Genomic DNA, 23,318 nt, shown 5'->3' with positions numbered 1-23,318 from the left:
CGCTATATTATCGAAAGTATTAAATATAGCGAATTAGATAGAAAACCTATGGGATATTTAAAAATTTATGTGTCTGTAAAGAAATTTCCCATTTTGGGTTGGCCATTACATAATCAATGATCATGGGAGTAATCTCTTTTGATTTCGACCATTCTGGCTGCAGATAAAGCTTACAATTTTCAGAAACTGTCTCAGCATATTTCTCTGCCCATTCAAAATCACTTTTATTAAATACAATTACCTTTAGTTCATTTGCAAAAGGTGTAATGTCAGGTCTTGGAGCCTTAAATTTCTTTGGCGATAAGCAAATCCAATCCCATTCGCCCGACAGGGGGTATGCACCAGAAGTTTCAATAAAGGTTAATATTTTTCTTTCACGAAGCTTTTGAGTAAGGTAATCCAGATTGTAAATCAAAGGCTCGCCACCGGTAATAACCACTGCCTTACCAGGAAAAGTATCTGCTTTAGTAACAATATCATCAGCTAGCGTAAGCGGGTGTAATTCGGCATCCCAGCTCTCTTTTACATCGCACCAGTGGCAACCAACATCACAACCTCCTAAACGAATAAAATAAGCTGCTTTACCAGTATTAAATCCTTCTCCCTGTATGGTATAAAATTCTTCCATTAAAGGAAGTAGTGTGCCGTCTGCTGGTATTTGATGTGCCATATATAAGGTTGCAAAGTTAAATAAATATCCGAGGGAAATTAGATTATATGTATATTGAGCAACATAAATGACCTATTTGTGAAGAAAAGACAATCTTTTAGTCATTGATTTTAAAATAGTTGTTTAAAATTTAATTAGAGTTCCGATTTTGAAGTGGCATAAAATAGAGACAGAAATACCCGACGAAGAATTTGTAAAGCAAATTAACGTTGATGGTAAAAAGCTCTGTCTGATAAAGCATCAGCAAAAACTTTTTGTAGTACAAAACACCTGTCCGCATGCCGGAGGTATTTTAAGTGGCGGATGGTGTAAAAATGGCAATCTAATTTGCCCTATTCATCGCTGGGAGTATAATCTTGAAAACGGAAGAGGAGCAGAAGGGCAGGGCGATTACATTGATATTTACCCATTAGAAACAAGATCAGATGGGATATATGTAGGCTTTAAAGAAAGCTGGATTAAAAAGCTTTTTGGATAATAACAGCCTTAATAAAGGCTGTTATCATTTAACCATAAATTTCTTTTTTCGCCGAGGCTAGTGTGTTTTTTAGCAAGCCAACAATGGTCATTAAGCCAACACCACCAGGAACAGGTGTTATCCATGAAGATATAGGAGCAACGTTATCAAAATCTACATCTCCGTAAAGTTTGTATCCCGATTTGGTAGTAGTTGAAGTTTCTCTGTTCATACCCACATCAATAACTATAGCACCAGGCTTAACCATATCGGCAGTGATGAAGTTTTTCTTGCCAATTGCGGCAATAATAATATCCCCTTGTAAACACATTTCCTTTAGGTTTGTAGTTCTGCTATGGGTAAGACTTACAGTACAGTTACCAGGATTCGCATTGCGGGCCATAAGTATACTCATAGGGCTGCCTACAATATTGCTTCTGCCTACAACTACACAATGTTTACCAACTGTATCTATTTGATAAGATTGCAGCATTAGCATAATACCATATGGCGTAGCAGGAATAAAGCATGGTAAATTACGCATCATGCGTCCTAAATTGATTGGATGAAAACCATCTACATCCTTACGATGATCAATAGCCTCAGTTACTTTTTCCGGATCAATATGCTTAGGTAATGGAAGTTGAACAATCAAACCATCTACACCAGCATCCTGATTAATTTCTTTAACTTTTTGAAGTAATTCCTCCTCAGTAACATTAACGTCGTATCTGATCAGAGAAGACTTAAAGCCAACTTTTTCGCAGTTTTTCATTTTGCTGGCAACATAAGTTTCACTGCCACCATCATTACCAACAAGAATAGCCACCAAATGAGGCTTTCTGCCGCTGGTTGCTAAAAAATCTGCAGCTTCAACTGCTATTTCCTGTTTAATTTTCTCTGATACAAATTTTCCGTCTAGTAATTTCATTCTGGTTTTTATAGGAGTTGTTATTTAGTACTAACTACTAAATACTAGTTCAAAAGTTAATCTAATTTCAATACCGCCATAAATGCAGTTTGCGGAATTTCCACGTTTCCTACCTGGCGCATACGTTTTTTACCTTGTTTCTGTTTTTCCAATAGCTTACGTTTGCGGGAAATATCACCACCGTAACACTTAGCAGTAACATCTTTACGTAAAGCGCTTAGCGTTTCGCGGGCGATAACTTTTGCTCCAATAGATGCCTGTATCTTAATTTCAAATTGTTGACGTGGAATTAATTCTCTAAGTTTTTCACAGATTTTCTTTCCAAAATCGTATGCATTACTGCGGTGAATCAATGACGATAACGCATCAACCGGTTCTTCATTAAGCAACATATCTAGTCTCACTAAGTCCGATTTGCGATAACCAACCTGATGGTAGTCAAACGAAGCATAGCCTTTTGAAATCGTTTTTAGCTTATCATAAAAGTCAAAAACAATTTCTCCCATAGGCATTTCAAAAACAAGCTCTACACGATCAGAAGTCAGGTAAGATTGATTTACAATAGTCCCTCTTTTCTGAATACAAAGTGACATTACAGGGCCAACAAATTCAGCCTTGGTAATAATGTTCGCTTTAATAAAAGGCTCTTCAACAGAATCCAATTTGCTTGGATCTGGTAAGTCCGAAGGGTTATTTACAATAACTTCCTCGCCTTTTGTAGTATAAGCAATATACGATACGTTGGGAACAGTTGTAATAACTGTCATTCCAAATTCACGCTCTAAACGCTCCTGTATAATTTCCATGTGTAGCATTCCTAAGAAACCACAACGGAAACCAAAACCTAAAGCTGCAGAACTTTCCGGCTCAAACACAATAGATGCATCATTAAGCTGCAATTTGTGCATAGCCTCACGTAATTCTTCAAACTCATCAGTATCAACAGGATAGATTCCAGCAAAAACCATTGGTTTAACCTCTTCAAAGCCTTGAATAGATTCTAAAGATGGTCTGTCTACAGTAGTAATTGTATCACCAACTTTTACTTCACGGGCCTCTTTAATCCCTGAAATAATATAACCAACGTCACCGGTTTTAACTACATTACGCGGGGCCATATCCAGTTTCAGGATACCAACTTCGTCTGCTATATATTGTTTACCTGTGTTAATGAATTTAACTTTATCACCTTTTTTAATTTCACCGTTTACTACTTTGTAATAAGCAATAATTCCTCTGAACGGATTAAAAACCGAGTCAAAAATCAATGCCTGTAAAGGTGCTTCAGGGTCGCCAACAGGGGCAGGAACACGGTCTACAATCGCCTGAATGATATCAGGGATACCCATACCAGTTTTTCCTGATGCAGGGATAATCTCTTCACGCTTGCAACCAATCAAATCAATAATCTGGTCTTTTACTTCCTCAGGCATTGCACCTGGTAAGTCCATCTTATTTAGGATCGGGATAATTTCAAGATCGTGCTCTAAAGCTAAGTATAGATTTGAAATGGTTTGTGCCTGAATTCCCTGAGATGCATCAACAATAAGCAGTGCGCCTTCGCAAGCTGCTATAGAACGCGAAACTTCGTAAGAAAAATCCACGTGTCCGGGCGTATCAATCAGGTTAAAATTATATTCAATATCACCAACCTTATAATTCATTTGTATGGCATGACTTTTAATAGTTATGCCTCGCTCACGCTCAAGGTCCATGTTATCCAATAACTGGGCCTGCGATTCACGTTGAGTAATCGTCGCGGTGTACTCCAATAAACGGTCAGCCAAGGTGCTTTTCCCGTGGTCAATATGTGCAATTATGCAAAAATTACGTATATGCTTCATCAGTGGCGCAAAGATAAGATTTTGAGCGGATTATTATGCAGGTTTGTTAGCTAGCGAGATTAAATTTTTTACTGTCTCACTATCAGTAAGATCGTAACTAAATTCATCAGCCACACTTCCCATGCTCAATCTTGGGTTTCTAAACTGCATTTCACTCTTTACTGCATGCCTTGCAGAAGCATGAAATTCTTTGGCACCTGTTAGTTTAATAATATCGGCAATATTTGCTGCCGAAACCCCTGCACCTGGCATAATAATGATTCTTCCATCAGCCTGTTTAATTAATCTGGCAAGCATATCTGCTCCCTTAATTGCCGAGGCTTCACCGCCAGAAGTAAGAATTCGCTCACATCCAAGTTCAATAATATCCTCTAAAGCCTTTTCCATGTCATTACTCATATCAAACGCTCTGTGAAATGTTACAGGCATAGGTTTAGCTTCAGCAATAAGCTCAGCACATCTTTCCTTATCCACACTTCCATCTGCCTTTAAAATGCCAATAACAACACCGTCGCAGTTTAATGATTTACAGATTTTTATATCATCTTTCATTAAATTAAACTCCAAATCAGAGTATAAAAAATCACCGCCACGTGGCCGTATAATAGGATATACCTTTATTGACAACATCTTTTTTGCCAAAGCGATTGTTGAATAACTTGGTGTTGTACCACCTTCAGGTAAATTATCGCATAACTCAACCCTAATTGCACCACCTTCCTGAGCTGCAAGAGCAGATCTTACAGAATTGGCGCAAACCTCCATATTTACCATATGCTAATAATAACTTTTTCCAGGAATTAAAAGGTCGTTTTTCTGCTCAGTACAAACGGCATAACTAAAGCCCTGCTGAATTGCATAAGCACCATATTCTCCTTTTTTATTGATGGCAAGGAAGCCTACCTGTATATTTTTTGCAGTTTCAGGTTTCTTTTTAATGATTCTCATTACCGCTTCTTTGCAGGCATCTTCTGGTGAATAGCCCTGTCGCATTAGCTCTACAACAAGAAAACTTCCAACATTACGGATCACTTCTTCGCCAACTCCGGTAGAAGTAGCACCACCAATTTCATTGTCTACATATAAACCAGCACCAATTATAGGGCTGTCGCCTACACGTCCATGCAGTTTATAAGCCATTCCACTGGTTGTGCAAGCGCCAGAAATATTTCCTTTTGCATCAATAGCAAGCATACCTATAGTATCGTGATTGTACTGATTTCCGGGTAATTTAGTTGGAGCAGCTTTTTTATAAAGCTTGTTCTCTATGTTCATTACCGGAGCATATTTTGCCGTTTTAAGCCATTCTTTCCAAGCCTTCTCACTTTCTTTGGTAAGTAGGTTTTCTTTTTTAAAACCGTTTTCTAAAGCAAATTGAAGGGCACCATCGCCAACCAGCATTACATGCGGGGTTTTTTCCATAACCAACCTTGCAACAGATATAGGGTGCATAATATGCTCCAAACCAGCTACAGAACCACAGTTACCCATTTCGTCCATAATACAGGCATCAAGAGTAACGTGTCCGTCTCTGTCGGGCAAGCCACCATAACCTACTGATTGATTTTTTGGATCAGCTTCGGGTACATGCACACCCTGTTCAACTGCATCTAAAGCCCTGCCACCGGATGATAGAACTTTCCATGCTGCCTGATTGGCTGCAATTCCAAAATCCCAGGTAGAGATTACGATAGGTTTAACATCAACCGAGGCCGATTTAGCCGGAACTATTTCAGCTATACTACTTTTATTTACCGCAAGAAGGGAGGCCGATATTGCAGTTGTTTTTATGAATTTTCTACGATTAAACATTGTAGGGTTAAAGTAACTAAATAATTTTAAAATTATCAGCATCCCTTAAAAAAGGAAAGCTACGGCGGGTTTTAACCAATTCTTCGTAACCTATACTAAAGGTATATAAGTCTTCATCTTCGGGTTTGTAATAAACAGTTTTTCCCATCGGGTCAATACATTGCGAGTGGCCGCTGTGGTAAACTTCTTTTCCATCATGTCCAACCCTGTTTGCGCCAATCACATAACTTTGGTTTTCAATGGCACGGGCAGGAATAAGTGCATTCCAATGGCTCGATCTTTTATCAGGCCAGCTGGCAATTAATAATAATATATCATATTCGGCATTCTGGTTGCGCAACCATACAGGGAAACGAAGATCATAGCAAATTGCCAAACGTATTTTCCAGCCTTTCAGATCAACAATTACCTTGTCGCTCCCAGCTGTATAATTTTCATCTTCATCGCCTAAGCCAAAAAGGTGGCGCTTATCGTAATGGCTAAAAGTACCATCTGGCAGCATCCATATTAAACGGTTATAATATTTATTATTTTCTTTTATAATTAAACTTCCTGTTACAACACATTCATATTTTTCGGCAGTTTGGGCCATCCACTGCATTGTTTTTCCGTTCATCTCTTCGGCAAGCGCAGGAGCATTCATGCTAAAACCTGTATTAAACATCTCGGGAAGTATGATCAGATCAGTTTTTTCTTTTATCCCCATTGATAACCGGAGGGCAAGATTCTGCAAGTTTTTATCTATGTTTTCCCAAAATAGATATGCCTGATAAATTGTAATTTTGAGATTGCTAATGTTCAGGTAATTTGGTTGATCCATTATTCTAATTTAAAGGGATGTAAATTATAATTTCATTAGTCCTTCAACGGCTTTTTCCAATGTTTCGTGTTTTTTAGCAAAACAAAAACGTAATACCTTATGATCTGTTTTTTTAACATAGAAGGCTGAAACTGGTATGCTTGCTACTCCATTTTCCCTCACAAGCTGTTGTGCCATATCCGTATCTTTTTCGTCATTCAAGTGCGCATAGCTAACACATTGAAAATAAGAGCCATGACAAGGTAATAATTTAAATTTAGTTTCTCCAAGTAATGAACGGAAGAAATCCCGCTTTTCCTGGAAAAAATCAGATAAGCCTATGTATGTTTCAGGGGCTTTAAGGTAATTTGCAACACCAACCTGCATAGGCGTATTTACACTAAAAACATTGAATTGGTGTACTTTTCTAAATTCCTTTGTTAAATTTGCAGGAGCAAGGCAGTAGCCTAATTTCCAGCCGGTTGTATGCAGTAATTTACCAAAAGACGCCACAATAAAACTTCTGTCTCTTAGTTCAGGATACAGTGCAATACTATGATGTTTTTTGCCATCAAATATGATATGCTCATATACCTCATCACTTAAAATAAGTATATCAGTATTCTTTGTTAATTTAATGAGTGCTTTAATGTCCTTTTCTTTTAAAATGCTACCCGTAGGGTTTTGAGGACTATTTAAAATGATCATTTTTGTATTAGCAGTAAAGAGTTTCTTTACCATTTCCCAATCAATATCATAATCAGGCGGTGCCATCTCGTAAGGTTTTACCAGTCCGCCCAATAATTTAATTGCAGGAGCATAAGAGTCATAAGCCGGTTCAAAAATAATCACTTCATCGCCAGCGGTAATGCACGAAGATAATGCTGTAAAAATGGCCTGTGTACCACCAGCGGTAACAGTAACCTCAGTATCCGGGTTATAATCAGCATTATAAAGCGTGTTTGCTTTTTCTGCGATAAGTTCCCTTAGAGATTGTAATCCGGGCATTGGTGCATATTGATTAAAGCCCTTCTTCATTGCATCAGTTACAAAATCTATCAGTTTAGGGTCGCATTCGTAATCGGGAAATCCTTGCGATAGATTTATAGCATTGTGTTCTTCAGCTAGTTTAGACATCACTGTAAAAATAGTGGTGCCAACTGTTGGTAATTTGGAATGTATTGAGATCATGTTTAAGCGAAAATAGAAATAATATTTATCCCGTTATATCAGAATTATTTAATAATTTCAACCTGCTATGACTTTTAAAACAAAAGAGAGCAGGTTACTGCTTATTTTAGGAAGCTTCTTTGTGGCAAATGCCATACTCTCAGAGTTTATTGGGGTAAAGATATTTACAGTAGAAGGTACACTTGGTATCGAAAAGTTTAATATTAATTTACTGGGCGTACCCAATCTTTCGTATAATATGTCGGCAGGAGTTCTAACCTGGCCCATTATATTTATCATGACAGATATTATTAATGAGTATTTCGGGGTAAAGCAAGTTCGTTATTTGTCAATTTTAACAGCCATTTTAATAGCATATGCGTTTATTGTTGTGGGTGGGGCTATGCATCTGCAACCATCCGATTTTTGGGTTACCCAAAACATTAACGGCCAGCCCTTAAATATGAACAATGCCTTTGCCGGTATATTTGGGCAAGGTATGTGGATCATAGTAGGGTCTATAGTTGCTTTTCTTGTAGGGCAGATTGCTGATGTGCTTATTTTTCATAAAATTAAGAAAATTACCGGCGACAAAGCCTTGTGGTTACGTGCCACCGGTTCAACATTAGTGTCGCAATGTATTGATAGTTTTGTAGTTATCTTTATTGCCTTTTACCTTAATCCTCAGTACCACTGGAGCTGGCAAATGGTTGCAGCCATAGGTCTTGTAAATTACACCTATAAGTTTGTAGTAGCTATTTTAATGACCCCAATACTATATGTTGTTCATGGTATTATAGACAGGTTTCTTGGAAAAGATCTGGCTCATAGGATGATAACAATGGCAGGCAGAGGGTAGTTAACTACATCCTGTTTACTGATAGTATTTTAAATTCCTGTAAGCCGTCGGGCATTTCCCAGGTTATAATGTCATTTGTTCTGTAACCGAATAATGCAATTCCTATTGGTGCAAATACAGATACTTTTTGAACTTTAATGTTAGCCTCTTCTGGCATTACAAGTTTAAAGGTAAATTCCTGACCAGTTTTAGTGTTTGCTATACGAGCTTCAGATTTTAAACAAACTACATCCGAAGGAAGTTCTTCTTCTGAATATATAGTGGCTTCTTTTAATTCGTTGCTTAGCTTTTCTTTGTTGTAAGCACTCATATTTGATTTTTCTAAATGTTCTTTTAGTAATTTAAAGTCGCTTTTTGATAATGATAATGATTTAGTTTCCATGATCTTAAATGTGTTGTGAATTAATATTTGTTGTTTTTTTTTCAAAAAGTTAAATACGCAATTCAGGCTGCTGCTGAAAAGGCATTAAAATTGAAAAATGAGAAAAAGCAGATTTGTAACAGGTGCTTTTAACCCCCGCATCGAAAAAAGAAAATCGAAATGATACGGGGCTTAATTAATAAAGTCCTTGCTTGTGGTTTGAAAACTAAAACCGAAAGGATAGTTTTCTCTAAAAAACCTCTTAAAAAGCGCATACGCATGCAATTGGTGCCTGTTGTAGGCATCAATAATAGCTTTTTGTATGTTCTTTTTGTAATTCATGAATCGCTAATGTCGACACCTTTTTCCTCATTTCAAAAGAAAATCGGTTTTTACATTAAAAAATGATCCTGAATTTACTTACTACTTTGATGCAATAGGGTAAGACAGACACTTTCGGGTGCCGGGGCATTGGCAGAGCGTTAGTAGGGCTTTCGTAGGGCCTTGGTAGGGCTAAAGCCTAATCAACGCCCTATCAAGGCTTTACTAATTGACAGGCAATTTACTGTAACCATAAAGACAGCTTAGCATCAGTTATTAGCTTTTTATTCTTCTGTCAAAAACAAAAGGTTCCGATTTTAATAATTTTATTGATTTAAAATCCTGATGATTGGGGTTTATCAGGTAATTGTATTCTGCTATGATGATAGAAGAGGGGACTTTTAAAATGGCGGATTTGCATTCGCTGATCCAGTCTTCTCCAATTTTTTGAGTTAAAGGGATGTTGTGGTATTCAATCCAGTTAGCAGGTAGTTTTTTAATATCTACGGTTATAATTCTTATGTCGTCTGGAATTTCTATAGTCATTACCTGAAACGATTGGTTTAGCCCTATCTGATTTCTGTGGACAACATTTTCCAGGCAGGCAAGTGAGCGGGAGCCTGCGCTGTATATTACTTCTACATCATTAGGATTCCAGCGGGCGGCTCTGCCCGAAGCAAATAATTTAGATGCATATTTAGCTAATGCAATTCGAAATACGTGCATAATTAAGCTAAATCACCGTATTCAATTCTTATCAGTTCTTCTTCAATTAGGGTAATGCCGGTAATGGTATCCATAAGATCAAAAGGGGTTTGGTTGCCAAGGCCGTACGAAGGAGTGTTTAGCCACTGATGAAAAAGCTTGGCAGACCCAAAAATTTCAATGCCTTTATCAAAAAGAGAAAACGATTTTAAAAGCTTTTCACTTAAAGCAGCATCTAATTTTGATGAGTTTGAAACGTAGTTTTGTATAGTTTTTACATTAGTTTTAAAAGTATCCTGAAATTCTTCTTTGGTAAAACCTGAAAGATTAAGAAAATCAAGAGCGGCTTTTGCCGATAATCCGTTTTTAGAATTGGTAAGTACGCTTATTGGATTGCCATACAGCGACTGATAAGACGCAATAACCGCGCTCTCTGAAACAACAGGTACTTTTGATTTTGTTTTATATGGTTTTGGAGTAGTTGCCATAATGCTTTTATCTAATACAAAACAAATATAGGAATTTTTTCTATTATTTATGGAATTTTTTCCAGTTTGTTTTTGCTGCTATTCATCACGGTTGTTTAAAACCTGTTTAACGAAGCTGAGCATGTGGTCCAGATCAAAAGGTTTACTGATAAAACCATCGGCACAGGCTTCTTCTAAAACCGCTCTTTCGGCAGCATGGGACGACATAATTATGATAGAAATATGCCCGGTTCTTGTATCTGATTTTAGAGTTCTGCAAATATTTATACCATTGCCATCGGGCAACATTACATCTAAAAGTATCAATTCAGGTAGCTGAATGGCTATTTTTTCAAAAAAATCTTTTGCACTGCCCGAAGTAGTAACCTCATAACCTGCTTCTGTCAATAGGTATTCAACTATAAAACGGATATCTTCGTCATCCTCAACAACATGTATAAGTTTGGTCATAGCATAATCATTTGTGTAAGCTCCCTTAAAAAATAACCTGTAAGCTTATAAAAGGTTTTAAAAAAAAGAAGGCCGGGTACAAAAAGTGCAATAGAAGTGAAGTTATGCGCGTTTATTTCCAAAATAATATATATTTGGCTTATAAATTAAAAAAACGAAACATGGAAAAATTTTCAAAAGTTAAAGAATTGTTAGCTTCTGTTGAGGCTGATGCTGAGAAATTTTATAACTCTGGTAACAATGCAGCTGGTACAAGAGTACGTAAAGCTATGCAAGATTTAAAAGTTCTTGCTCAGGAAATCCGTACTGAAATTACAGAGAAAAAAAACGCTAAATAAGTACTAATTTATTTAAATATCAGTAGCGGTTTTTGCCGCTACTGAATATTTTATCTATTATATGCCATACACACCCAATTCCAGCCGATATACTCAAATGCAATACCGCCGCTGTGGTAACAGTGGTTTAAAGCTTCCAGCAATTTCATTAGGCCTATGGCATAACTTTGGTCATGTTGATCAATTAGAAAATTGCAGTAACATATTAAAACTAGCTTTTGATAATGGTATCACTCACTTTGATCTTGCCAATAACTACGGCCCGCCTCCAGGTTCAGCCGAAGAGAATTTTGGTAAATTATTAAAGAGAGATTTTGCCGGTTACAGAGATGAAATGATTATTTCGAGTAAGGCCGGCTATACCATGTGGGATGGTCCTTATGGCGATTGGGGCTCTAAAAAGTATCTGGTATCGAGTTTAGATCAGAGCTTAAAAAGAATGGGATTAGATTATGTTGATATTTTTTATCATCATCGTCCGGATCCTGAAACTCCGCTAGAAGAAACCATGGCAGCGTTAGATCTTATTGTTCGTCAGGGTAAGGCATTATATGTAGGTATATCTAATTACAAGCCGGAAGAGGCTGCGCGTGCTATTCAAATTTTAAAAGAATTGGGTACTCCATGTATTATTCATCAGCCTAAATACTCTATGTATGAGCGTTGGATAGAAGATGGTTTGTTAGATCTTTTAGGTAACGAAGGGGTAGGCTGTATTCCATTTTCGCCACTGGCGCAAGGGTTGCTTACTGATAAATATTTAAAAGGCATCCCTGAAGATTCAAGAGCTGCAAAATCTCATGGATTTTTACAGCGTGATCAAATTACTGAGGAGAAACTAAATCAGCTGAATAAGCTGAATGCGATAGCTCAGGAAAGAGGGCAGAAGCTGGCTCATATGGCATTGTCGTGGATTTTGCGCGACCCAAGAATTACTTCTGTATTGGTAGGTGCAAGCAGACCTGAACAACTTGCTGATTCATTAAAGTGCCTTGAAAATACCAGCTTTACTGAAGATGAATTAAACAGGATTAATCTAATTTTATCAAATTCTTAAAGCTTAATGGATTCACCTCAAACCCTGCCGGTTTTAAATGCTGAAGAACTTCGTGTTTTAGGTGTATTAATGGAGAAATCCAAGACCACGCCTGAATATTATCCGATGACAATCAATGCTATTACAGCGGCCTGCAATCAAAAAACCTCACGTAAGCCAGTTGTACAATATGATGAGCAGACTGTAATGTTGACTCTGGATACTTTAAAAAGAAAGAGTTTAATTTCTACTGCAACAGGTGGTGCAAGTAGAAGCATTAAGTATAAACACAATTTTGCTATCGTTTTTCCGGTAACCCCTCAGGAAGTGGCTATAATTTGTTTGCTGATGCTAAGAGGAGCGCAAACCCCGGGCGAATTAAATACCAATTCTGGCAGATTATATGAGTTTGAATCGTTAGAAGAAGTACAATCTGTACTTGAAAGGTTATCGGATCCGGAAATGCCTTATGTTTTGCAGCTGCCTAAGCGTGCCGGACAAAAGGAAATGCGTTATGTACATTTATTGAGCGGAACGCCTGATTTAACACAAGATGATTCGCCTGATGATAATTACAGTAAACCGGCAAGTGATTTGGAGCAGCGATTGGCAAAAGTAGAAGAAGAGCTTGCAATAATGAAAGCCGACTTTGATAAGCTTATGAAAGAATTAATGGGGTAAAGGAGTTTTGGCTGAATCAGTTTTTGTGCTGTCTTTAGCTATAACTGCGATGCTATCTGTTTTTGCTTCAGCAACCTGAGGCTCAGGGGCTCTTAGTTGCATTTTCTCTGTATTACCGCAAGCACTTAGCAGCAATAAAAGACCAAAGAGAGGTAAAATACTTTTCATAAGTTTTGACTAAATAGTTAATTTAGTCAAAAGTATATACTAATATTTAAAAGTAAATACTTTTAAAAGTATATGACATATCTATGGCTAAATGTTGTTCGGTTTTTCTGGATGTACAACGCCAACTCTTAATGCCTTTAAGCCGCTTAGCCCCTGTAAATCCTCCAAATCAAGTTCTTCAAGCCCCAGATCCAGCACTCCTGTTTCCTGTAAATAGGTAATAAATGGAAGATAATCATCAATATCACGTTTATTAAAATAGATCAGCGCTATCTTATCTGGTTGTGTTAAACGTTCATTAGTACCTCTGATGTGAACTTTATCAATTCGTTTTTTTATCATTTGGTACCTGATGTTATATGCACCCTCTACATCAAATTTACGCTCATCGGCTCTGAAACTAATGTCTATTGTATGATTATGGATAAACAAAAGCTGAGTAGTGTAAAGCTTAGTTGGCATGGCAGGCAGTAAGGCATGGGTAAGCCTAACTACATTGGCCATAGATGAAAGTTGCCACAGCCTTAGGTTTTTTAGGTGAAAATGATTAAATATTTTATCAGGAGAGATGGATTGGCCTATGTAAATATCATATTCAACCCCATCGGTTCTGAATTTTTCGAAATAACAAGGATATGATTGCTGTAATTTCTCTTTTTCTGCTTCAAAAAAGTTATTAATTGCGGTATTTATCATCTGCATGGAAACTTCAAGGGCATATCTGTTTTTATGAACATCGCCATCTGCAATTCCGGTTAGCAGTAAATAATCATCAATTAATTTTTTGAGCTTAGGTTCCTGCTGTGATAAATGGAACAGATAATCACTAGATTCTTCCTTCAAAAAGCTATTCAGATTGGTTTCGTCCTGGGTGTTTAATACTTCTTGTAAAAGTACCTGTTGCCATTTTCTTGAATTGAAAATCATCTCTTCCATTAAAGAAGAGTAATGATGATCTTTTAGTTGATCAAGTATTTGAGATAGTATGTTTAAATGATGGCTCAGATCGGCCTTACTGGCCATATTTCTTTCAACGGTAGAGTTTCTGATGTCAATAGCACCATAAAAAGGATATACCTCTTTAAAGCTAATGTCTTCATTTCTGATTGGCAAATGCTTCTTTTTGTCGTGCATATGATGCCACGCCACTTCATTAAATTTCCATTGAACAGAAGGCTGGATGGAGGTGAACTTCTCTTTTATTATATTCTCTAGTTCCAGGTTAAATTCATCAATATAAATCTGTAATAGCTGCGCTATTGGTGCTATGGCAGGCTCAAGTAGCGCAAGTATTTTTTCATCAAAAGTTTCACCTTCCCAGGTGTGTACGGCTAATACACCAACAATTGAATGGTCGTAAAAAACGGGAGTGAGGGCAAGTGATTTAACCCCTAGTTTTACAAAGTGATGAAGCCAGTGAAATACAACTGGATCTTCGGCCAGAATATCAGGAGAAAAGAATGAGTCGGGGTTAGCAGAATAGCCCTCTGCATACTGCTGAAAAGTTTCAGGATCTAAATTGTCTTCGCCCCAAACGGAGAATAGTATACCCGTTCCTCCTTTTACATTGCCATAAACAGGTTTGTTGTTAACTTTTACGAAGGGAAACAGATCAAACTCAATTTTATTATTTTGGACTATTGTTTTTAGTGATTGGATAACGTCGCTGTAAGTAGCCTCCTGGTCGCCAGGAGTACGTGTTAGCCGTATGTTTTTTATATTTTCTACCGCCTGAATAGCAGTTACATCTGATACTGTAATTACAGAGATGCCTCTAAAACGGAAAAGATTAAGCGGTAATATTTTTTCAAGTATTTCGTAGCTGGAACCTTCTCCTATATATTGTTGAAGCTCCCTGAAATTAAGCGGCGGTAATTCGCCTTTAGGGGTAACTTCTATAAAATCTGTATTAAGGTTTACATGAAAATAGCCTAAAAGGCCTGTATCGGATTTTATACCTGCATGGTATTGGTGCATTTTTACAGGTACATGAAAATTATAAAGTTCCTTTAAAATGAAAGAATAAACCAGTTGCAACCGCTCTTTATGATATTCGGCTGGAGTTTTGGAAACCACATATGAATCCTGATCATTCTTTTTGTTTTCTAGCAATTGGTACATCAGTTCTGTACCGTAAAATGTTACGGGCTGTAAAGGAAAACATAAGCCCCAGGCTAGCTTTTCTTCTGTTGCAAGTGCTGGAGTAAGGCAGGCATACATGTTTTCGAGCAGGCTTTCGTAATTATGTATGTTTTCAAGTGGAATATCTGTGTCATCAACATCATATTTCTTAAATTCTTTAAGGGCTGTTTTATATAATGCACCTTTAACGGTTTTTTCGCCTTTTACCCTTTCTTTAAGGTATTGTATAAATGGCCTGAAGGAGATTGCAGAATCAACTTCAAGTGAATGTGCTTTGTTTCCAGAAACGTCTAGGACAATTGTTTTCATTTCGGATATTTTACTTCATTAGGATGAAGGTACTGACTTTAGATGTATGCAAAGTCAATATGTAACATTCTGATTCAAATTTATTTAAAAATATTCATTTTCAGCAGAATAATATGTTGAAATCTATGCTGTTTTATGTAAAACATACTGTGGATCATGGTGTTATTGTTAATTAATTATATTAAGTGAACAAACATTATTTGATTAGATTTATTAAGATTTAAACCATTAAAAATTATTAGCTGTTATGAAAAATACTTCTGGAAATTTCTTTGAAAAAGCATCTACAAAAATCACAAACTGGACAGGAAGCCCTATGGCTTTTTGTGTGGCATTTTTAATTGTCATTGCATGGATACTTTCGGGTCCCATTTTTAATTATTCTGATACCTGGCAGCTTGTTATCAATACAGGTACCACAATAATTACGTTTTTAATGGTTTTCCTTATTCAGAAATCTCAAAATAAAGATTCAAAAGCTATTCAGCTTAAACTAAATGAATTGATAGCGGCAAGCAGGCATGCCAGCAACAGGATGGTTGATATTGAGGATTTAACAGAATCTGAACTGGATGTTCTTCATAAATACTATCAGAAACTTTCAGATATATCTGAAGCCGATAATGATATACATACCTCGCATTCTATAGATGCAGCTGTAAATTTGCATAAAATGAAAAAAGAAAAAAGAGCTCTTTGATTGTTTCAAGAGCTCTTCTTTGAAGTATTGTTTATAAAATAAGAACTACAGTTTTGCCAGTTCCTTATTAATAAATTCCAATTCATCATTATTAATTGAAATGTTAATTGCTTTTGCATTATCTATTGCCTGGGTGGCATTTCTGGCACCTGCTAGTACTATTGTTATACCAGGTTGCAAGGTTGTCCACCTTAAAACCAACTGAGATAAGGAAGCATTTTTACTGATTGCCAAAGGCTCTATTGCATTTAGAAATGATTTTACCTTTTCAGGATCGAACTGGCCAAAGTAACCATTTCTATGATCGTCTGATTTTAAGGTGGCATCTTTAAAATATTTACCGGTAAGTAAACCTCTTTCTAAAGGGCTATAGGCTATAATTCCAATATTGTTTTCTATAGTATAAGGGATCACATCTTTTTCTATTGCTCTGTTAAGCATACTGTAAGAGAGTTGATTAGAAGCAAGGCTGATTGATTTTTCGGCTTCTTTTAACTGATCCAAACTATAATTACTTACCCCTGCAGCTCTGATTTTTCCTTGTTGGATGAGGCTTTCAAGTGCTTCCATAGTTTCGCTTATTGGAGTTGTAGCATCCGGCCAGTGCAACTGTAATAAATCAAGATAGTCTGTGCCTAATCTTTTTAAGCTTTCTTCAACTTCTTTAATAATGTTGGCTTTGGCAGTGTATTTATATACTGGTAAGGTTTTTCCGTTGTCGTTAGCATCAAAAAAGAACTCGCCTTTTCCGTTATTGCTACCATCCCAAACTAAACCGAATTTACTTAATAGCTGTATTTTGGTTCTGTCTTTACCTTTAATTGCCTGGCCAATAAGTTCTTCGCTTAGGCCAAATCCATAGAAAGGAGCAGTATCTAAGCTTGTAACACCATGATCTAAAGATGCATGAACAGCATCAATAGAGTCTTGTTGCTCATTTCCACCCCACATATTGCCACCTATTGCAAAGGCGCCGTAAGTAATTGCAGATAGGTTTAAATCTGTTTTTCCTAAATTTCTGTATTCCATTTTTTTCTTTTTATGATACACATCTGCTATCTCTATTAAAAAAAGACAGCGGATGCTTTAATGCCACTTTAGGCAAGTTTTTCTGTTATATGTATGGTTACATTGCCATCAATTATATCAACAGAATCTTTTATGAATTTTGCAATATGAGCTGTTTGGTTATGCAACTCAAGTGCCTCTTTGCTTGCCCATTCTTCATGAAAAATGAACAATGCAGGATTATCAGTTGATTGATGAAGATCGTATTGGATGCATGCTTCTTCTTTTCTGGATTCTACTACCAGTGTTAGCAGAAGTGCTTTAAACTGATCAACATGCTGTGGCTTGGCTTTGGAAATTGCTGTTAAGTAAATGCTCATGTGCTTTATTAATAAAAATGTTGTTTAAATGTGTTGTGTATCTTTCAAGATCAACTGCAATATTAGCATTCTTTTCTACATCATGAAAGTGCAGGCCAGGTAATGGTTTCATTCCGGTAAAAGCATTCATTCGATGAAAACCGAATAATACACCATCGTCAACACTGGTCTCGTTAAAGAATTCTCCAGGTAAAGTAAAAGCTTCTTTTGGGGCATTCCACGATGAGGTAACCATGTATTTTTTACCGTGTAGCATACCGCCGGTACCATAATTTATAGTCGGGTTTTGAGATGAACGGCCATCACTATGATAAATGCCACTTTGGTGGCCTTCGGTAAATACCACATCAATGTATTTTTTTAATCCGTTGGGCACCTGAAACCACCAGATAGGGGTATGGTAAATCACAATATCTGCCCATACGTAATTTTCAACTTCCTGTTTTGGATCGTAGTTGTCATTGATATCTGTAGATCTGATTTCAAATCCTTCTTTGTTCTTGAAAAACTGAAGTGTGGCATCAAAAATTGTTTTATTAAAACGGCCTCCAGAATGTCCAAAAACCTGTCCTCCGTTAATTACAAATATTTTTTTCGTTTCCATTTTAATAGAATTCATTTTATTTTCTAAATGTTATGACAAAATTACGGCTAGTTATTCTACTATTAAAATAATATAAATCATACCTTTGTATTATAATTATGATAGAATGGTATGGTTAATTTAGAATGGTTCAGAACCTTTAAAGCTATTTATGAAACAGGTACGCTAACCGGGGCAGCCGAAGCATTGTATGTTTCGCAACCGGGTGTAAGTTTACATTTAAGTTCATTGGAATCGTACGTAGGGTACAAGCTTTTTGACAGGACATCGCGAAAAATGGTGTCGACCGAACGGGGTAAAATTCTTTACAATTACATACAGGAATCACTTTGTAAATTAGAAGAAGCCGAGCGCCACTTCCATAAAACGGCGGAAAAAGAAAAACCAACTATAAGTATTGGTATGTGCTTTGAAACGTTTCAGTTCACGCTTGAATCTTATCTGCCTACTCTGGATTTTAATGTAATTATTAAATTTGGAGATTATCCTCAAATGCTAAGTGATCTTGATAATGGTATTCTTGATCTGATCATTACACCCCAAAAAGGCGATTACAAAGGTCTGGTTTATACTCCCTTTTTTAAAGAAAGAATAGTTGTTATTGGTGGGGCAAAAACATCAACAGATGACCTGGAACCTTTGTTGAAAAGCAAAGATCTGAATGCAATACAGGATTGGTTAAAACGACAAACATGGTATGGTACAGCAGGTGATATGGAGCATTTAAGAAGGTTTTGGCATGTGAACTTTGGTAAGCGGCCAGATTTTAAACCCAACTATATAGTACCTAACATGAGTTCAATTATCCGTTGTTTAAGCGGCGGTAATGGAATTGCCGTTATTCCTGATTTTCTTTCTAAAAATGAATTGGATTCTGGTAACGTTAAGCAAATATGGGAGGGTTATAATGTAATAGAGAACACATTATATTTTGGCACAAGAAGAAAAACAATGTACTTAGATGAGGTTAATCAAATTCAGGAGATCTTTTTGAAAGAAATGGTTAATGAGCATCAGGATAAGCAAGCTGTAATTTTTAATTAAGTGATATACTTATGATGGTATATTCAGAAACTAACTGTTATTTTGACTTGTTTTTAAAATAGTAGATATGTGCATATTTATTAAAGTAACCTAATAGCGGAGGATAAAGCATTGAAAATAAAATACTTTAAATACTTACTGATCATTCAAATTGGTTTAATGTCTGTTTTACCGGTGAGTAGTTTTGCTCAAAACAGATTGCAACGGTTAGATGATCAGATTCTTATTGATCTTTCGAAAACCAGGACTCCTGAAAAAACTGGTTTCTTTATGTTCTTATCTAAAAACAATGATTTGGTTAATGTTGGTGTTCCTGTTGGCTTATTTGCAGCTGGTGTAATTGGTAAGGATAAAGAGATGAGGCAGAATGCTTTATATGTAGTTAGCAGCTCAGCTGTTAATGCGCTTGTAACTATGCTGATTAAAAAGGCAGTTAAACGCCCAAGACCATTTCTTGCTAATGTTAAAATAAATGCTGTTTATCAGCCTTCACATTATTCATTTCCTTCTGGACATACTTCAACATCCTTTACAACGGCTACTGCTTTATCTCAGGCTTATCCTAAATGGTATGTAATTGCACCTGCATATTTATGGGCTAGTTCTGTTAGTTTTTCACGTTTATACCTAGGTGTCCATTACCCAACAGATGTGGCTGCTGGTGCTGTGTTGGGTACGGGAACAGCCTTGTCGTTCAAGTTTATGAGGCCAAATTAGCTTTAAGCAACTTTTTTGCTTGCTTTATTTTGAAGGTACAGTTTTGCAGATTCGCTCATGGTAATAATGGCTCCGCCAAGGATTACAATATCTTTAATAACCAGTCGGCCACGGCCAGACAAATAAGGGAATCCCCATTGCTCATCCGTAAGGTGAGGTACCCAGCTTTCGGGAGTTGTAATTAAAAATGATAGTGTACCAAGCGACATCAGAAATATAAATCCACTGCCAATCATACTAGCTAATGGAGCTACCTTATGTAAGGCAACTAATAAACCAAGTGTAATTAGAAATACGCCTAAGCCTGCCGAAAAGCCATAAGTATTGTTAGCGATATGCCATTGATGATTGGCCGGAATCAAATCACCCTCTTTATTCATATGGTCTTTATACTCATCTGGATGGTTATAAAAGAAGGACATAAAAGGACTGTTTGCTACGAATGGAACAACGCCATCGGCTTCGTAAGTGAAAAATTTTAAACCGCCTATCCATAGAAAGACAACAACGATTCCAAAGCGGATTGCATTTTTGCCTAATTGGTCTAGATTGGCTATTGTATTTATAATTGAACTTTTCATGCTATTGATTTTTATACAAATCTATAGCAATCCCGATAGGCATAACATGGACAAATGGGGCTAATCCTTGGACATATCCGCAACAATTGAAATTCCTGTTTTATCTCTAAAGGCTTGCGGCGAAACTTTAGTGAATTTTTTAAAGACACGGCTAAAATAGAACTCGTCCTGAAATTGTAAGTTATAGGCAATTTCCTTAATGGTTTGCCTGGTTAAATGAAGTTGCTTTTTTGCCTCGAGTATTAGTTTTTCCTGAATTAATTGCGAAGGTGACTTTCTGAAATAGCGTGTACAGCGACGGGTGAAATTATCTCTTGACATAGAAAGCAAGTCGGCATAATCTGATGGTTTGCGCAAAGTAAGGTAGTGCTGGTCTAATAATTGGCTAAACTGTTCCATCAGTTCATCACGCTCTCTATCGGCGTTTATATTAAACGGACCATTCATTTTAATGCTGCTCGATTTTGCTAAAAAAAGCTGCAAATATGCTCTTGGAACTATATCAGAAAGGGTTGGATGGCTCAGTTCTTCTCTTAAATCATCTACAAGTTTGCTAAATACTTTTGCTTCTTTGTCAGATAGTGCGACAATTGGATCTACATAGATGTTGTTAAACAGTAGACCGTTGCAGCGTACCTCGGTACGGTGAAATTCAATGCAATAGAAATCGCCATGAAACTGTAGCTGGGTGCATTTTACAGATTCTGCTTTTTGCAGATGAATTACCTGCAGCGGGGTAGAGAATAGTAGGGCAGGAGCAGCAAAAGGAAAAATACCGAAGTCGGCATGGTATAAGCCTTTTCCTTCTTTAATAAATAACACGGTATACATTGCAGACTGAGCAGGTGTGCTGAGGTCTTTGTATGTGGTTTCTTTTACACTTAACAGTTGTTCTCCGGACTTCGAAATGAGCTCCTGGATTACAACTTCTTTACTTGCCATCATATGTTCTATAAAATTATTAATATTTTCTATACTGAACAACAGATAAAAATGTAACCCTTTTTAATCAGGCAATCTCTAATATATAAATGAACAAATAAATCTTAGAAACATGAAAATGATTAAAACGTTAGCATCTTCCAGTATTATTACAATGGCATTATCAGTAGTGTTTACAGCAACATTACTAGCTCAGACCCCTAAACTCAATGATGCCGAAGTGGCTTCTGTTGCAGTTACTGCCAACCAGATCGATATTAACTATGCAACGGTAGCTAAAGCAAAATCAAAGAATGTTGATATTCTTAAGTTTGCTGAAACCATGTCAAATGATCACAAAGCAGTTATTGCACAGGCTGTGGCATTAGTTACTAAGCTAAAAGTTACACCTAAAGACAATGCCGTAAGTAAAAAGCTAATGGCTGATGCCGAAGTAACAAAAAAAACTTTGCTTTCAAAATCAGGAAAAGCATTTGATAAGGCCTATATAGACAATGAAGTAGCTTATCATAAAGCGGTTATTGGCGCAGTTGAGGGTTTGTTAATCCCATCATCTAAAAACGCAGAACTAAAAGCTTTGCTGGAAAAGGTGGTTCCGGCATTAAAAGTACATTTAAGCCACGCTGAGATGGTACAAATGAAATTTAAATAAATTATCATGAGCAAGTATTATATCTGTTTTGCGTTTGTTGTTTTTTTGTTTGCCAGCTGTTTTTCAGTTAAGGAAAAGCCTAAGGCATACACTGTTGAGATCAAAAACATGAAATTTGTTCCTGATGATATTACTGTTAAGCAGGGCGACACCATAATTTGGGTAAATCATGATATGATGGCTCATGATGTAACTGAAGAAGGCTCGAAACAATGGACTTCTTCTATAATACCATCAGGCGGTTCCTGGAAAATGGGCGTAACTGCAGCTGCTAATTATTATTGTAGTATTCATGTAGTAATGAAAGGCAAGATCCGGTTACAATAGTGCTTGCTCATTTTAATAAAATTATCTTTTTTATATTTACCACCTATTATTACTAAAAACCGATACGGATAAAATTAGTCGCAATAATTTATGAAACAGAATAGAACTGCCTTGAATACAACGGATAATAATCTTTCTTTAGCTGAACTGGAAGATTTATTAGGCGAACAACATATTGGTACTTCGTATGATACTCCGTTAAGAAGTGATGCTTTTGAGCTTGGAGATCATGAAAAAATAAAGATTATTGCAGGGCATTTTCGCGAAATTATGCAAACCTTAGGACTGGACCTTACAGATGATAGTTTGAATGGAACACCCGGACGTGTAGCGAAAATGTTTGTTAAAGAAGTATTTTCTGGCCTTAATCCGGCTAATAAGCCCAATATTACCTTGTTTGATAATAAATATCAGTATAACCAAATGCTGGTAGAGAAAAATATAACACTCTATTCAAATTGTGAACATCACTTTGTGCCAATTATTGGGAAAGCGCATATTGCTTATATCTCGTCGGGAAAGGTTATTGGTTTATCTAAATTAAACCGGATAGTTCAGTATTATGCTCAACGACCTCAGGTACAGGAACGCTTAACCATTCAGATTGCCAATGAATTAAAAACCATTTTGGAAACGGATGATGTTGCTGTTGTAATTGATGCTGTTCATTTATGTGTATCATCAAGAGGTATTAAAGACATTAACAGCAGTACGGTGACTGCTGAATATTCGGGCGCATTTTTAGATAAGGCAACAAAAGAAGAGTTTTTGCAATATATCCGTCCAATGTAAGATTCAATAATAAAAGATAAAAATATCTTT

The 23,318-nt window shown here is 36.6% G+C and carries 29 protein-coding genes; 11 read left to right on the top strand and 18 right to left on the bottom strand.

Features of this window, described 5'->3' with window-relative positions; genetic code table 11:
* Positions 1-46: 46 nt before the first annotated feature.
* A complete protein-coding gene (locus CPT03_RS08855) occupies positions 47-670 on the bottom strand; it encodes a 7-carboxy-7-deazaguanine synthase QueE (RefSeq protein ID WP_099438516.1) in 624 nt (207 codons plus the stop codon).
* 148 nt (positions 671-818) lie between these two features.
* Between CPT03_RS08855 and CPT03_RS08850 the strand changes: the two genes are divergently transcribed.
* A complete protein-coding gene (locus CPT03_RS08850) occupies positions 819-1,148 on the top strand; it encodes a Rieske (2Fe-2S) protein (RefSeq protein ID WP_245870009.1) in 330 nt (109 codons plus the stop codon).
* A 28-nt stretch (positions 1,149-1,176) separates the two neighbouring features.
* Here the strand turns inward: CPT03_RS08850 and CPT03_RS08845 are convergent, their stop codons facing one another.
* The 6 genes from CPT03_RS08845 to CPT03_RS08820 are packed head-to-tail and all read right to left on the bottom strand — an operon-like array spanning position 1,177 to position 7,704.
* Entirely contained in the window at positions 1,177-2,058 is an 882-nt protein-coding gene (locus CPT03_RS08845; RefSeq protein ID WP_099438514.1) for a bifunctional 5,10-methylenetetrahydrofolate dehydrogenase/5,10-methenyltetrahydrofolate cyclohydrolase, read from the bottom strand.
* 56 nt (positions 2,059-2,114) lie between these two features.
* Entirely contained in the window at positions 2,115-3,902 is a 1,788-nt protein-coding gene (gene lepA / locus CPT03_RS08840; protein ID WP_099438513.1) for a translation elongation factor 4, read from the bottom strand.
* A gap of 33 nt (positions 3,903-3,935) precedes the next feature.
* Entirely contained in the window at positions 3,936-4,676 is a 741-nt protein-coding gene (locus CPT03_RS08835) for a copper homeostasis protein CutC (RefSeq protein ID WP_099438512.1), read from the bottom strand.
* 3 nt (positions 4,677-4,679) lie between these two features.
* Positions 4,680-5,714, bottom strand: coding sequence for a N(4)-(beta-N-acetylglucosaminyl)-L-asparaginase (locus tag CPT03_RS08830; protein ID WP_099441057.1), 1,035 nt, complete (start codon positions 5,712-5,714; stop codon positions 4,680-4,682).
* A gap of 16 nt (positions 5,715-5,730) precedes the next feature.
* On the bottom strand, positions 5,731-6,534 hold the full coding sequence (locus CPT03_RS08825; protein ID WP_172954154.1) for a nitrilase family protein: 804 nt from the start codon (positions 6,532-6,534) through the stop codon (positions 5,731-5,733).
* Positions 6,535-6,558: 24 nt separating this feature from the next.
* Positions 6,559-7,704, bottom strand: a complete 1,146-nt coding sequence (locus tag CPT03_RS08820; RefSeq protein WP_099438511.1) for a methionine aminotransferase — start codon at positions 7,702-7,704, stop codon at positions 6,559-6,561.
* Between the two features lie 67 nt (positions 7,705-7,771).
* Between CPT03_RS08820 and CPT03_RS08815 the strand changes: the two genes are divergently transcribed.
* A complete protein-coding gene (locus CPT03_RS08815; RefSeq protein ID WP_099438510.1) occupies positions 7,772-8,542 on the top strand; it encodes a queuosine precursor transporter in 771 nt (256 codons plus the stop codon).
* A 4-nt stretch (positions 8,543-8,546) separates the two neighbouring features.
* Here the strand turns inward: CPT03_RS08815 and CPT03_RS08810 are convergent, their stop codons facing one another.
* The 4 genes from CPT03_RS08810 to CPT03_RS08795 form a co-directional block, all read right to left on the bottom strand.
* Positions 8,547-8,924, bottom strand: a complete 378-nt coding sequence (locus CPT03_RS08810) for a GreA/GreB family elongation factor (protein ID WP_099438509.1) — start codon at positions 8,922-8,924, stop codon at positions 8,547-8,549.
* Positions 8,925-9,500: 576 nt separating this feature from the next.
* Positions 9,501-9,950, bottom strand: a complete 450-nt coding sequence (locus CPT03_RS08805) for an RES family NAD+ phosphorylase (protein WP_099438508.1) — start codon at positions 9,948-9,950, stop codon at positions 9,501-9,503.
* Between the two features lie 2 nt (positions 9,951-9,952).
* Positions 9,953-10,417 carry an antitoxin Xre/MbcA/ParS toxin-binding domain-containing protein gene (locus CPT03_RS08800; protein ID WP_099438507.1) on the bottom strand — a complete coding sequence of 155 codons (465 nt, stop codon included), beginning with the start codon at positions 10,415-10,417 and terminating at the stop codon, positions 9,953-9,955.
* A 78-nt stretch (positions 10,418-10,495) separates the two neighbouring features.
* On the bottom strand, positions 10,496-10,867 hold the full coding sequence (locus tag CPT03_RS08795; RefSeq protein WP_099438506.1) for a response regulator transcription factor: 372 nt from the start codon (positions 10,865-10,867) through the stop codon (positions 10,496-10,498).
* Between the two features lie 161 nt (positions 10,868-11,028).
* On the opposite strand from CPT03_RS08795, the gene CPT03_RS08790 reads away from it, so the two are divergent.
* The 3 genes from CPT03_RS08790 (at position 11,029) to CPT03_RS08780 (ending at position 12,922) form a co-directional block, all read left to right on the top strand.
* A complete protein-coding gene (locus CPT03_RS08790; protein WP_099438505.1) occupies positions 11,029-11,205 on the top strand; it encodes a histone H1 in 177 nt (58 codons plus the stop codon).
* Between the two features lie 61 nt (positions 11,206-11,266).
* Entirely contained in the window at positions 11,267-12,262 is a 996-nt protein-coding gene (gene mgrA / locus CPT03_RS08785) for an L-glyceraldehyde 3-phosphate reductase (RefSeq protein ID WP_099438504.1), read from the top strand.
* 6 nt (positions 12,263-12,268) lie between these two features.
* Complete coding sequence (locus CPT03_RS08780; RefSeq protein ID WP_099438503.1) at positions 12,269-12,922, top strand: YceH family protein; 654 nt, start codon at positions 12,269-12,271, stop codon at positions 12,920-12,922.
* Here CPT03_RS08780 and CPT03_RS08775 read toward each other — a convergent pair.
* Positions 12,911-13,090 (bottom strand): hypothetical protein, encoded by a 180-nt coding sequence (locus CPT03_RS08775; RefSeq protein WP_099438502.1) that lies wholly within the window; start codon positions 13,088-13,090, stop codon positions 12,911-12,913. The genes CPT03_RS08780 and CPT03_RS08775 overlap by 12 nt on opposite strands.
* An 87-nt stretch (positions 13,091-13,177) precedes the next feature.
* Positions 13,178-15,541 carry a GAF domain-containing protein gene (locus tag CPT03_RS08770; RefSeq protein ID WP_099438501.1) on the bottom strand — a complete coding sequence of 788 codons (2,364 nt, stop codon included), beginning with the start codon at positions 15,539-15,541 and terminating at the stop codon, positions 13,178-13,180.
* Positions 15,542-15,788: 247 nt separating this feature from the next.
* Between CPT03_RS08770 and CPT03_RS08765 the strand changes: the two genes are divergently transcribed.
* Positions 15,789-16,241: a low affinity iron permease family protein gene (locus tag CPT03_RS08765; protein ID WP_099438500.1), complete on the top strand. Its 453-nt coding sequence runs from the start codon at positions 15,789-15,791 to the stop codon at positions 16,239-16,241.
* Between the two features lie 45 nt (positions 16,242-16,286).
* Here the strand turns inward: CPT03_RS08765 and CPT03_RS08760 are convergent, their stop codons facing one another.
* The 3 genes from CPT03_RS08760 to CPT03_RS08750 all read right to left on the bottom strand — a co-directional run bounded on the left by CPT03_RS08760 (position 16,287) and on the right by CPT03_RS08750 (position 18,233).
* Positions 16,287-17,270: an aldo/keto reductase gene (locus CPT03_RS08760; protein WP_099438499.1), complete on the bottom strand. Its 984-nt coding sequence runs from the start codon at positions 17,268-17,270 to the stop codon at positions 16,287-16,289.
* Positions 17,271-17,338: 68 nt separating this feature from the next.
* Entirely contained in the window at positions 17,339-17,629 is a 291-nt protein-coding gene (locus tag CPT03_RS08755) for a putative quinol monooxygenase (RefSeq protein WP_099438498.1), read from the bottom strand.
* Positions 17,580-18,233, bottom strand: a complete 654-nt coding sequence (locus CPT03_RS08750) for an NAD(P)H-dependent oxidoreductase (protein ID WP_099441055.1) — start codon at positions 18,231-18,233, stop codon at positions 17,580-17,582. The genes CPT03_RS08755 and CPT03_RS08750 overlap by 50 nt, the downstream gene beginning before the upstream one ends.
* A gap of 111 nt (positions 18,234-18,344) precedes the next feature.
* Between CPT03_RS08750 and CPT03_RS08745 the strand changes: the two genes are divergently transcribed.
* Positions 18,345-19,277 carry a LysR family transcriptional regulator gene (locus CPT03_RS08745; protein WP_099438497.1) on the top strand — a complete coding sequence of 311 codons (933 nt, stop codon included), beginning with the start codon at positions 18,345-18,347 and terminating at the stop codon, positions 19,275-19,277.
* 159 nt (positions 19,278-19,436) lie between these two features.
* Positions 19,437-19,994: a phosphatase PAP2 family protein gene (locus tag CPT03_RS08740; RefSeq protein WP_099438496.1), complete on the top strand. Its 558-nt coding sequence runs from the start codon at positions 19,437-19,439 to the stop codon at positions 19,992-19,994.
* Between the two features lie 2 nt (positions 19,995-19,996).
* Here the strand turns inward: CPT03_RS08740 and CPT03_RS08735 are convergent, their stop codons facing one another.
* Together CPT03_RS08735 and CPT03_RS08730 are read right to left on the bottom strand one after the other, a co-directional pair.
* Positions 19,997-20,575: a DUF417 family protein gene (locus CPT03_RS08735; RefSeq protein ID WP_099438495.1), complete on the bottom strand. Its 579-nt coding sequence runs from the start codon at positions 20,573-20,575 to the stop codon at positions 19,997-19,999.
* Between the two features lie 60 nt (positions 20,576-20,635).
* On the bottom strand, positions 20,636-21,520 hold the full coding sequence (locus tag CPT03_RS08730; protein WP_216641625.1) for a helix-turn-helix domain-containing protein: 885 nt from the start codon (positions 21,518-21,520) through the stop codon (positions 20,636-20,638).
* Positions 21,521-21,629: 109 nt separating this feature from the next.
* Between CPT03_RS08730 and CPT03_RS08725 the strand changes: the two genes are divergently transcribed.
* The 3 genes from CPT03_RS08725 (at position 21,630) to folE (ending at position 23,288) form a co-directional block, all read left to right on the top strand.
* Positions 21,630-22,169 (top strand): DUF4142 domain-containing protein, encoded by a 540-nt coding sequence (locus tag CPT03_RS08725; protein ID WP_099438494.1) that lies wholly within the window; start codon positions 21,630-21,632, stop codon positions 22,167-22,169.
* A gap of 6 nt (positions 22,170-22,175) precedes the next feature.
* Entirely contained in the window at positions 22,176-22,496 is a 321-nt protein-coding gene (locus CPT03_RS08720) for a plastocyanin/azurin family copper-binding protein (protein WP_099438493.1), read from the top strand.
* A 90-nt stretch (positions 22,497-22,586) separates the two neighbouring features.
* Positions 22,587-23,288 (top strand): GTP cyclohydrolase I FolE, encoded by a 702-nt coding sequence (gene folE, locus CPT03_RS08715; protein WP_099438492.1) that lies wholly within the window; start codon positions 22,587-22,589, stop codon positions 23,286-23,288.
* Positions 23,289-23,318: the final 30 nt, after the last annotated feature.

Origin of the sequence: Pedobacter ginsengisoli, assembly GCF_002736205.1 — a bacterium.
Classification (GTDB): Bacteria; Bacteroidota; Bacteroidia; order Sphingobacteriales; family Sphingobacteriaceae; genus Pedobacter; species Pedobacter ginsengisoli_A.
The sequence above is the reverse complement of the archived record's forward strand: the minus strand, read 5'-3'. Positions and strand labels throughout refer to the sequence as shown.

Coding starts and splice junctions, on each gene's coding strand:
- CPT03_RS08780 (WP_099438503.1), top strand. CDS start 12,269: ATGGATTCACCTCAAACCCTGCCGGTTTTAAATGCTGAAGAACTTCGT.
- CPT03_RS08760 (WP_099438499.1), bottom strand. CDS start 17,270: ATGGAATACAGAAATTTAGGAAAAACAGATTTAAACCTATCTGCAATT.
- mgrA (WP_099438504.1), top strand. CDS start 11,267: ATGCCATACACACCCAATTCCAGCCGATATACTCAAATGCAATACCGC.
- CPT03_RS08820 (WP_099438511.1), bottom strand. CDS start 7,704: ATGATCTCAATACATTCCAAATTACCAACAGTTGGCACCACTATTTTT.
- CPT03_RS08835 (WP_099438512.1), bottom strand. CDS start 4,676: ATGGTAAATATGGAGGTTTGCGCCAATTCTGTAAGATCTGCTCTTGCA.
- CPT03_RS08825 (WP_172954154.1), bottom strand. CDS start 6,534: ATGGATCAACCAAATTACCTGAACATTAGCAATCTCAAAATTACAATT.
- CPT03_RS08735 (WP_099438495.1), bottom strand. CDS start 20,575: ATGAAAAGTTCAATTATAAATACAATAGCCAATCTAGACCAATTAGGC.
- CPT03_RS08805 (WP_099438508.1), bottom strand. CDS start 9,950: ATGCACGTATTTCGAATTGCATTAGCTAAATATGCATCTAAATTATTT.
- CPT03_RS08775 (WP_099438502.1), bottom strand. CDS start 13,090: ATGAAAAGTATTTTACCTCTCTTTGGTCTTTTATTGCTGCTAAGTGCT.
- CPT03_RS08810 (WP_099438509.1), bottom strand. CDS start 8,924: ATGGAAACTAAATCATTATCATTATCAAAAAGCGACTTTAAATTACTA.
- CPT03_RS08720 (WP_099438493.1), top strand. CDS start 22,176: ATGAGCAAGTATTATATCTGTTTTGCGTTTGTTGTTTTTTTGTTTGCC.
- CPT03_RS08750 (WP_099441055.1), bottom strand. CDS start 18,233: ATGGAAACGAAAAAAATATTTGTAATTAACGGAGGACAGGTTTTTGGA.
- CPT03_RS08770 (WP_099438501.1), bottom strand. CDS start 15,541: ATGAAAACAATTGTCCTAGACGTTTCTGGAAACAAAGCACATTCACTT.
- folE (WP_099438492.1), top strand. CDS start 22,587: ATGAAACAGAATAGAACTGCCTTGAATACAACGGATAATAATCTTTCT.
- CPT03_RS08755 (WP_099438498.1), bottom strand. CDS start 17,629: ATGAGCATTTACTTAACAGCAATTTCCAAAGCCAAGCCACAGCATGTT.
- CPT03_RS08725 (WP_099438494.1), top strand. CDS start 21,630: ATGAAAATGATTAAAACGTTAGCATCTTCCAGTATTATTACAATGGCA.
- CPT03_RS08830 (WP_099441057.1), bottom strand. CDS start 5,714: ATGTTTAATCGTAGAAAATTCATAAAAACAACTGCAATATCGGCCTCC.
- CPT03_RS08790 (WP_099438505.1), top strand. CDS start 11,029: ATGGAAAAATTTTCAAAAGTTAAAGAATTGTTAGCTTCTGTTGAGGCT.
- CPT03_RS08740 (WP_099438496.1), top strand. CDS start 19,437: ATGTCTGTTTTACCGGTGAGTAGTTTTGCTCAAAACAGATTGCAACGG.
- CPT03_RS08730 (WP_216641625.1), bottom strand. CDS start 21,520: ATGATGGCAAGTAAAGAAGTTGTAATCCAGGAGCTCATTTCGAAGTCC.
- CPT03_RS08845 (WP_099438514.1), bottom strand. CDS start 2,058: ATGAAATTACTAGACGGAAAATTTGTATCAGAGAAAATTAAACAGGAA.
- CPT03_RS08855 (WP_099438516.1), bottom strand. CDS start 670: ATGGCACATCAAATACCAGCAGACGGCACACTACTTCCTTTAATGGAA.
- CPT03_RS08795 (WP_099438506.1), bottom strand. CDS start 10,867: ATGACCAAACTTATACATGTTGTTGAGGATGACGAAGATATCCGTTTT.
- CPT03_RS08745 (WP_099438497.1), top strand. CDS start 18,345: ATGGTTAATTTAGAATGGTTCAGAACCTTTAAAGCTATTTATGAAACA.
- CPT03_RS08800 (WP_099438507.1), bottom strand. CDS start 10,417: ATGGCAACTACTCCAAAACCATATAAAACAAAATCAAAAGTACCTGTT.
- CPT03_RS08815 (WP_099438510.1), top strand. CDS start 7,772: ATGACTTTTAAAACAAAAGAGAGCAGGTTACTGCTTATTTTAGGAAGC.
- lepA (WP_099438513.1), bottom strand. CDS start 3,902: ATGAAGCATATACGTAATTTTTGCATAATTGCACATATTGACCACGGG.
- CPT03_RS08765 (WP_099438500.1), top strand. CDS start 15,789: ATGAAAAATACTTCTGGAAATTTCTTTGAAAAAGCATCTACAAAAATC.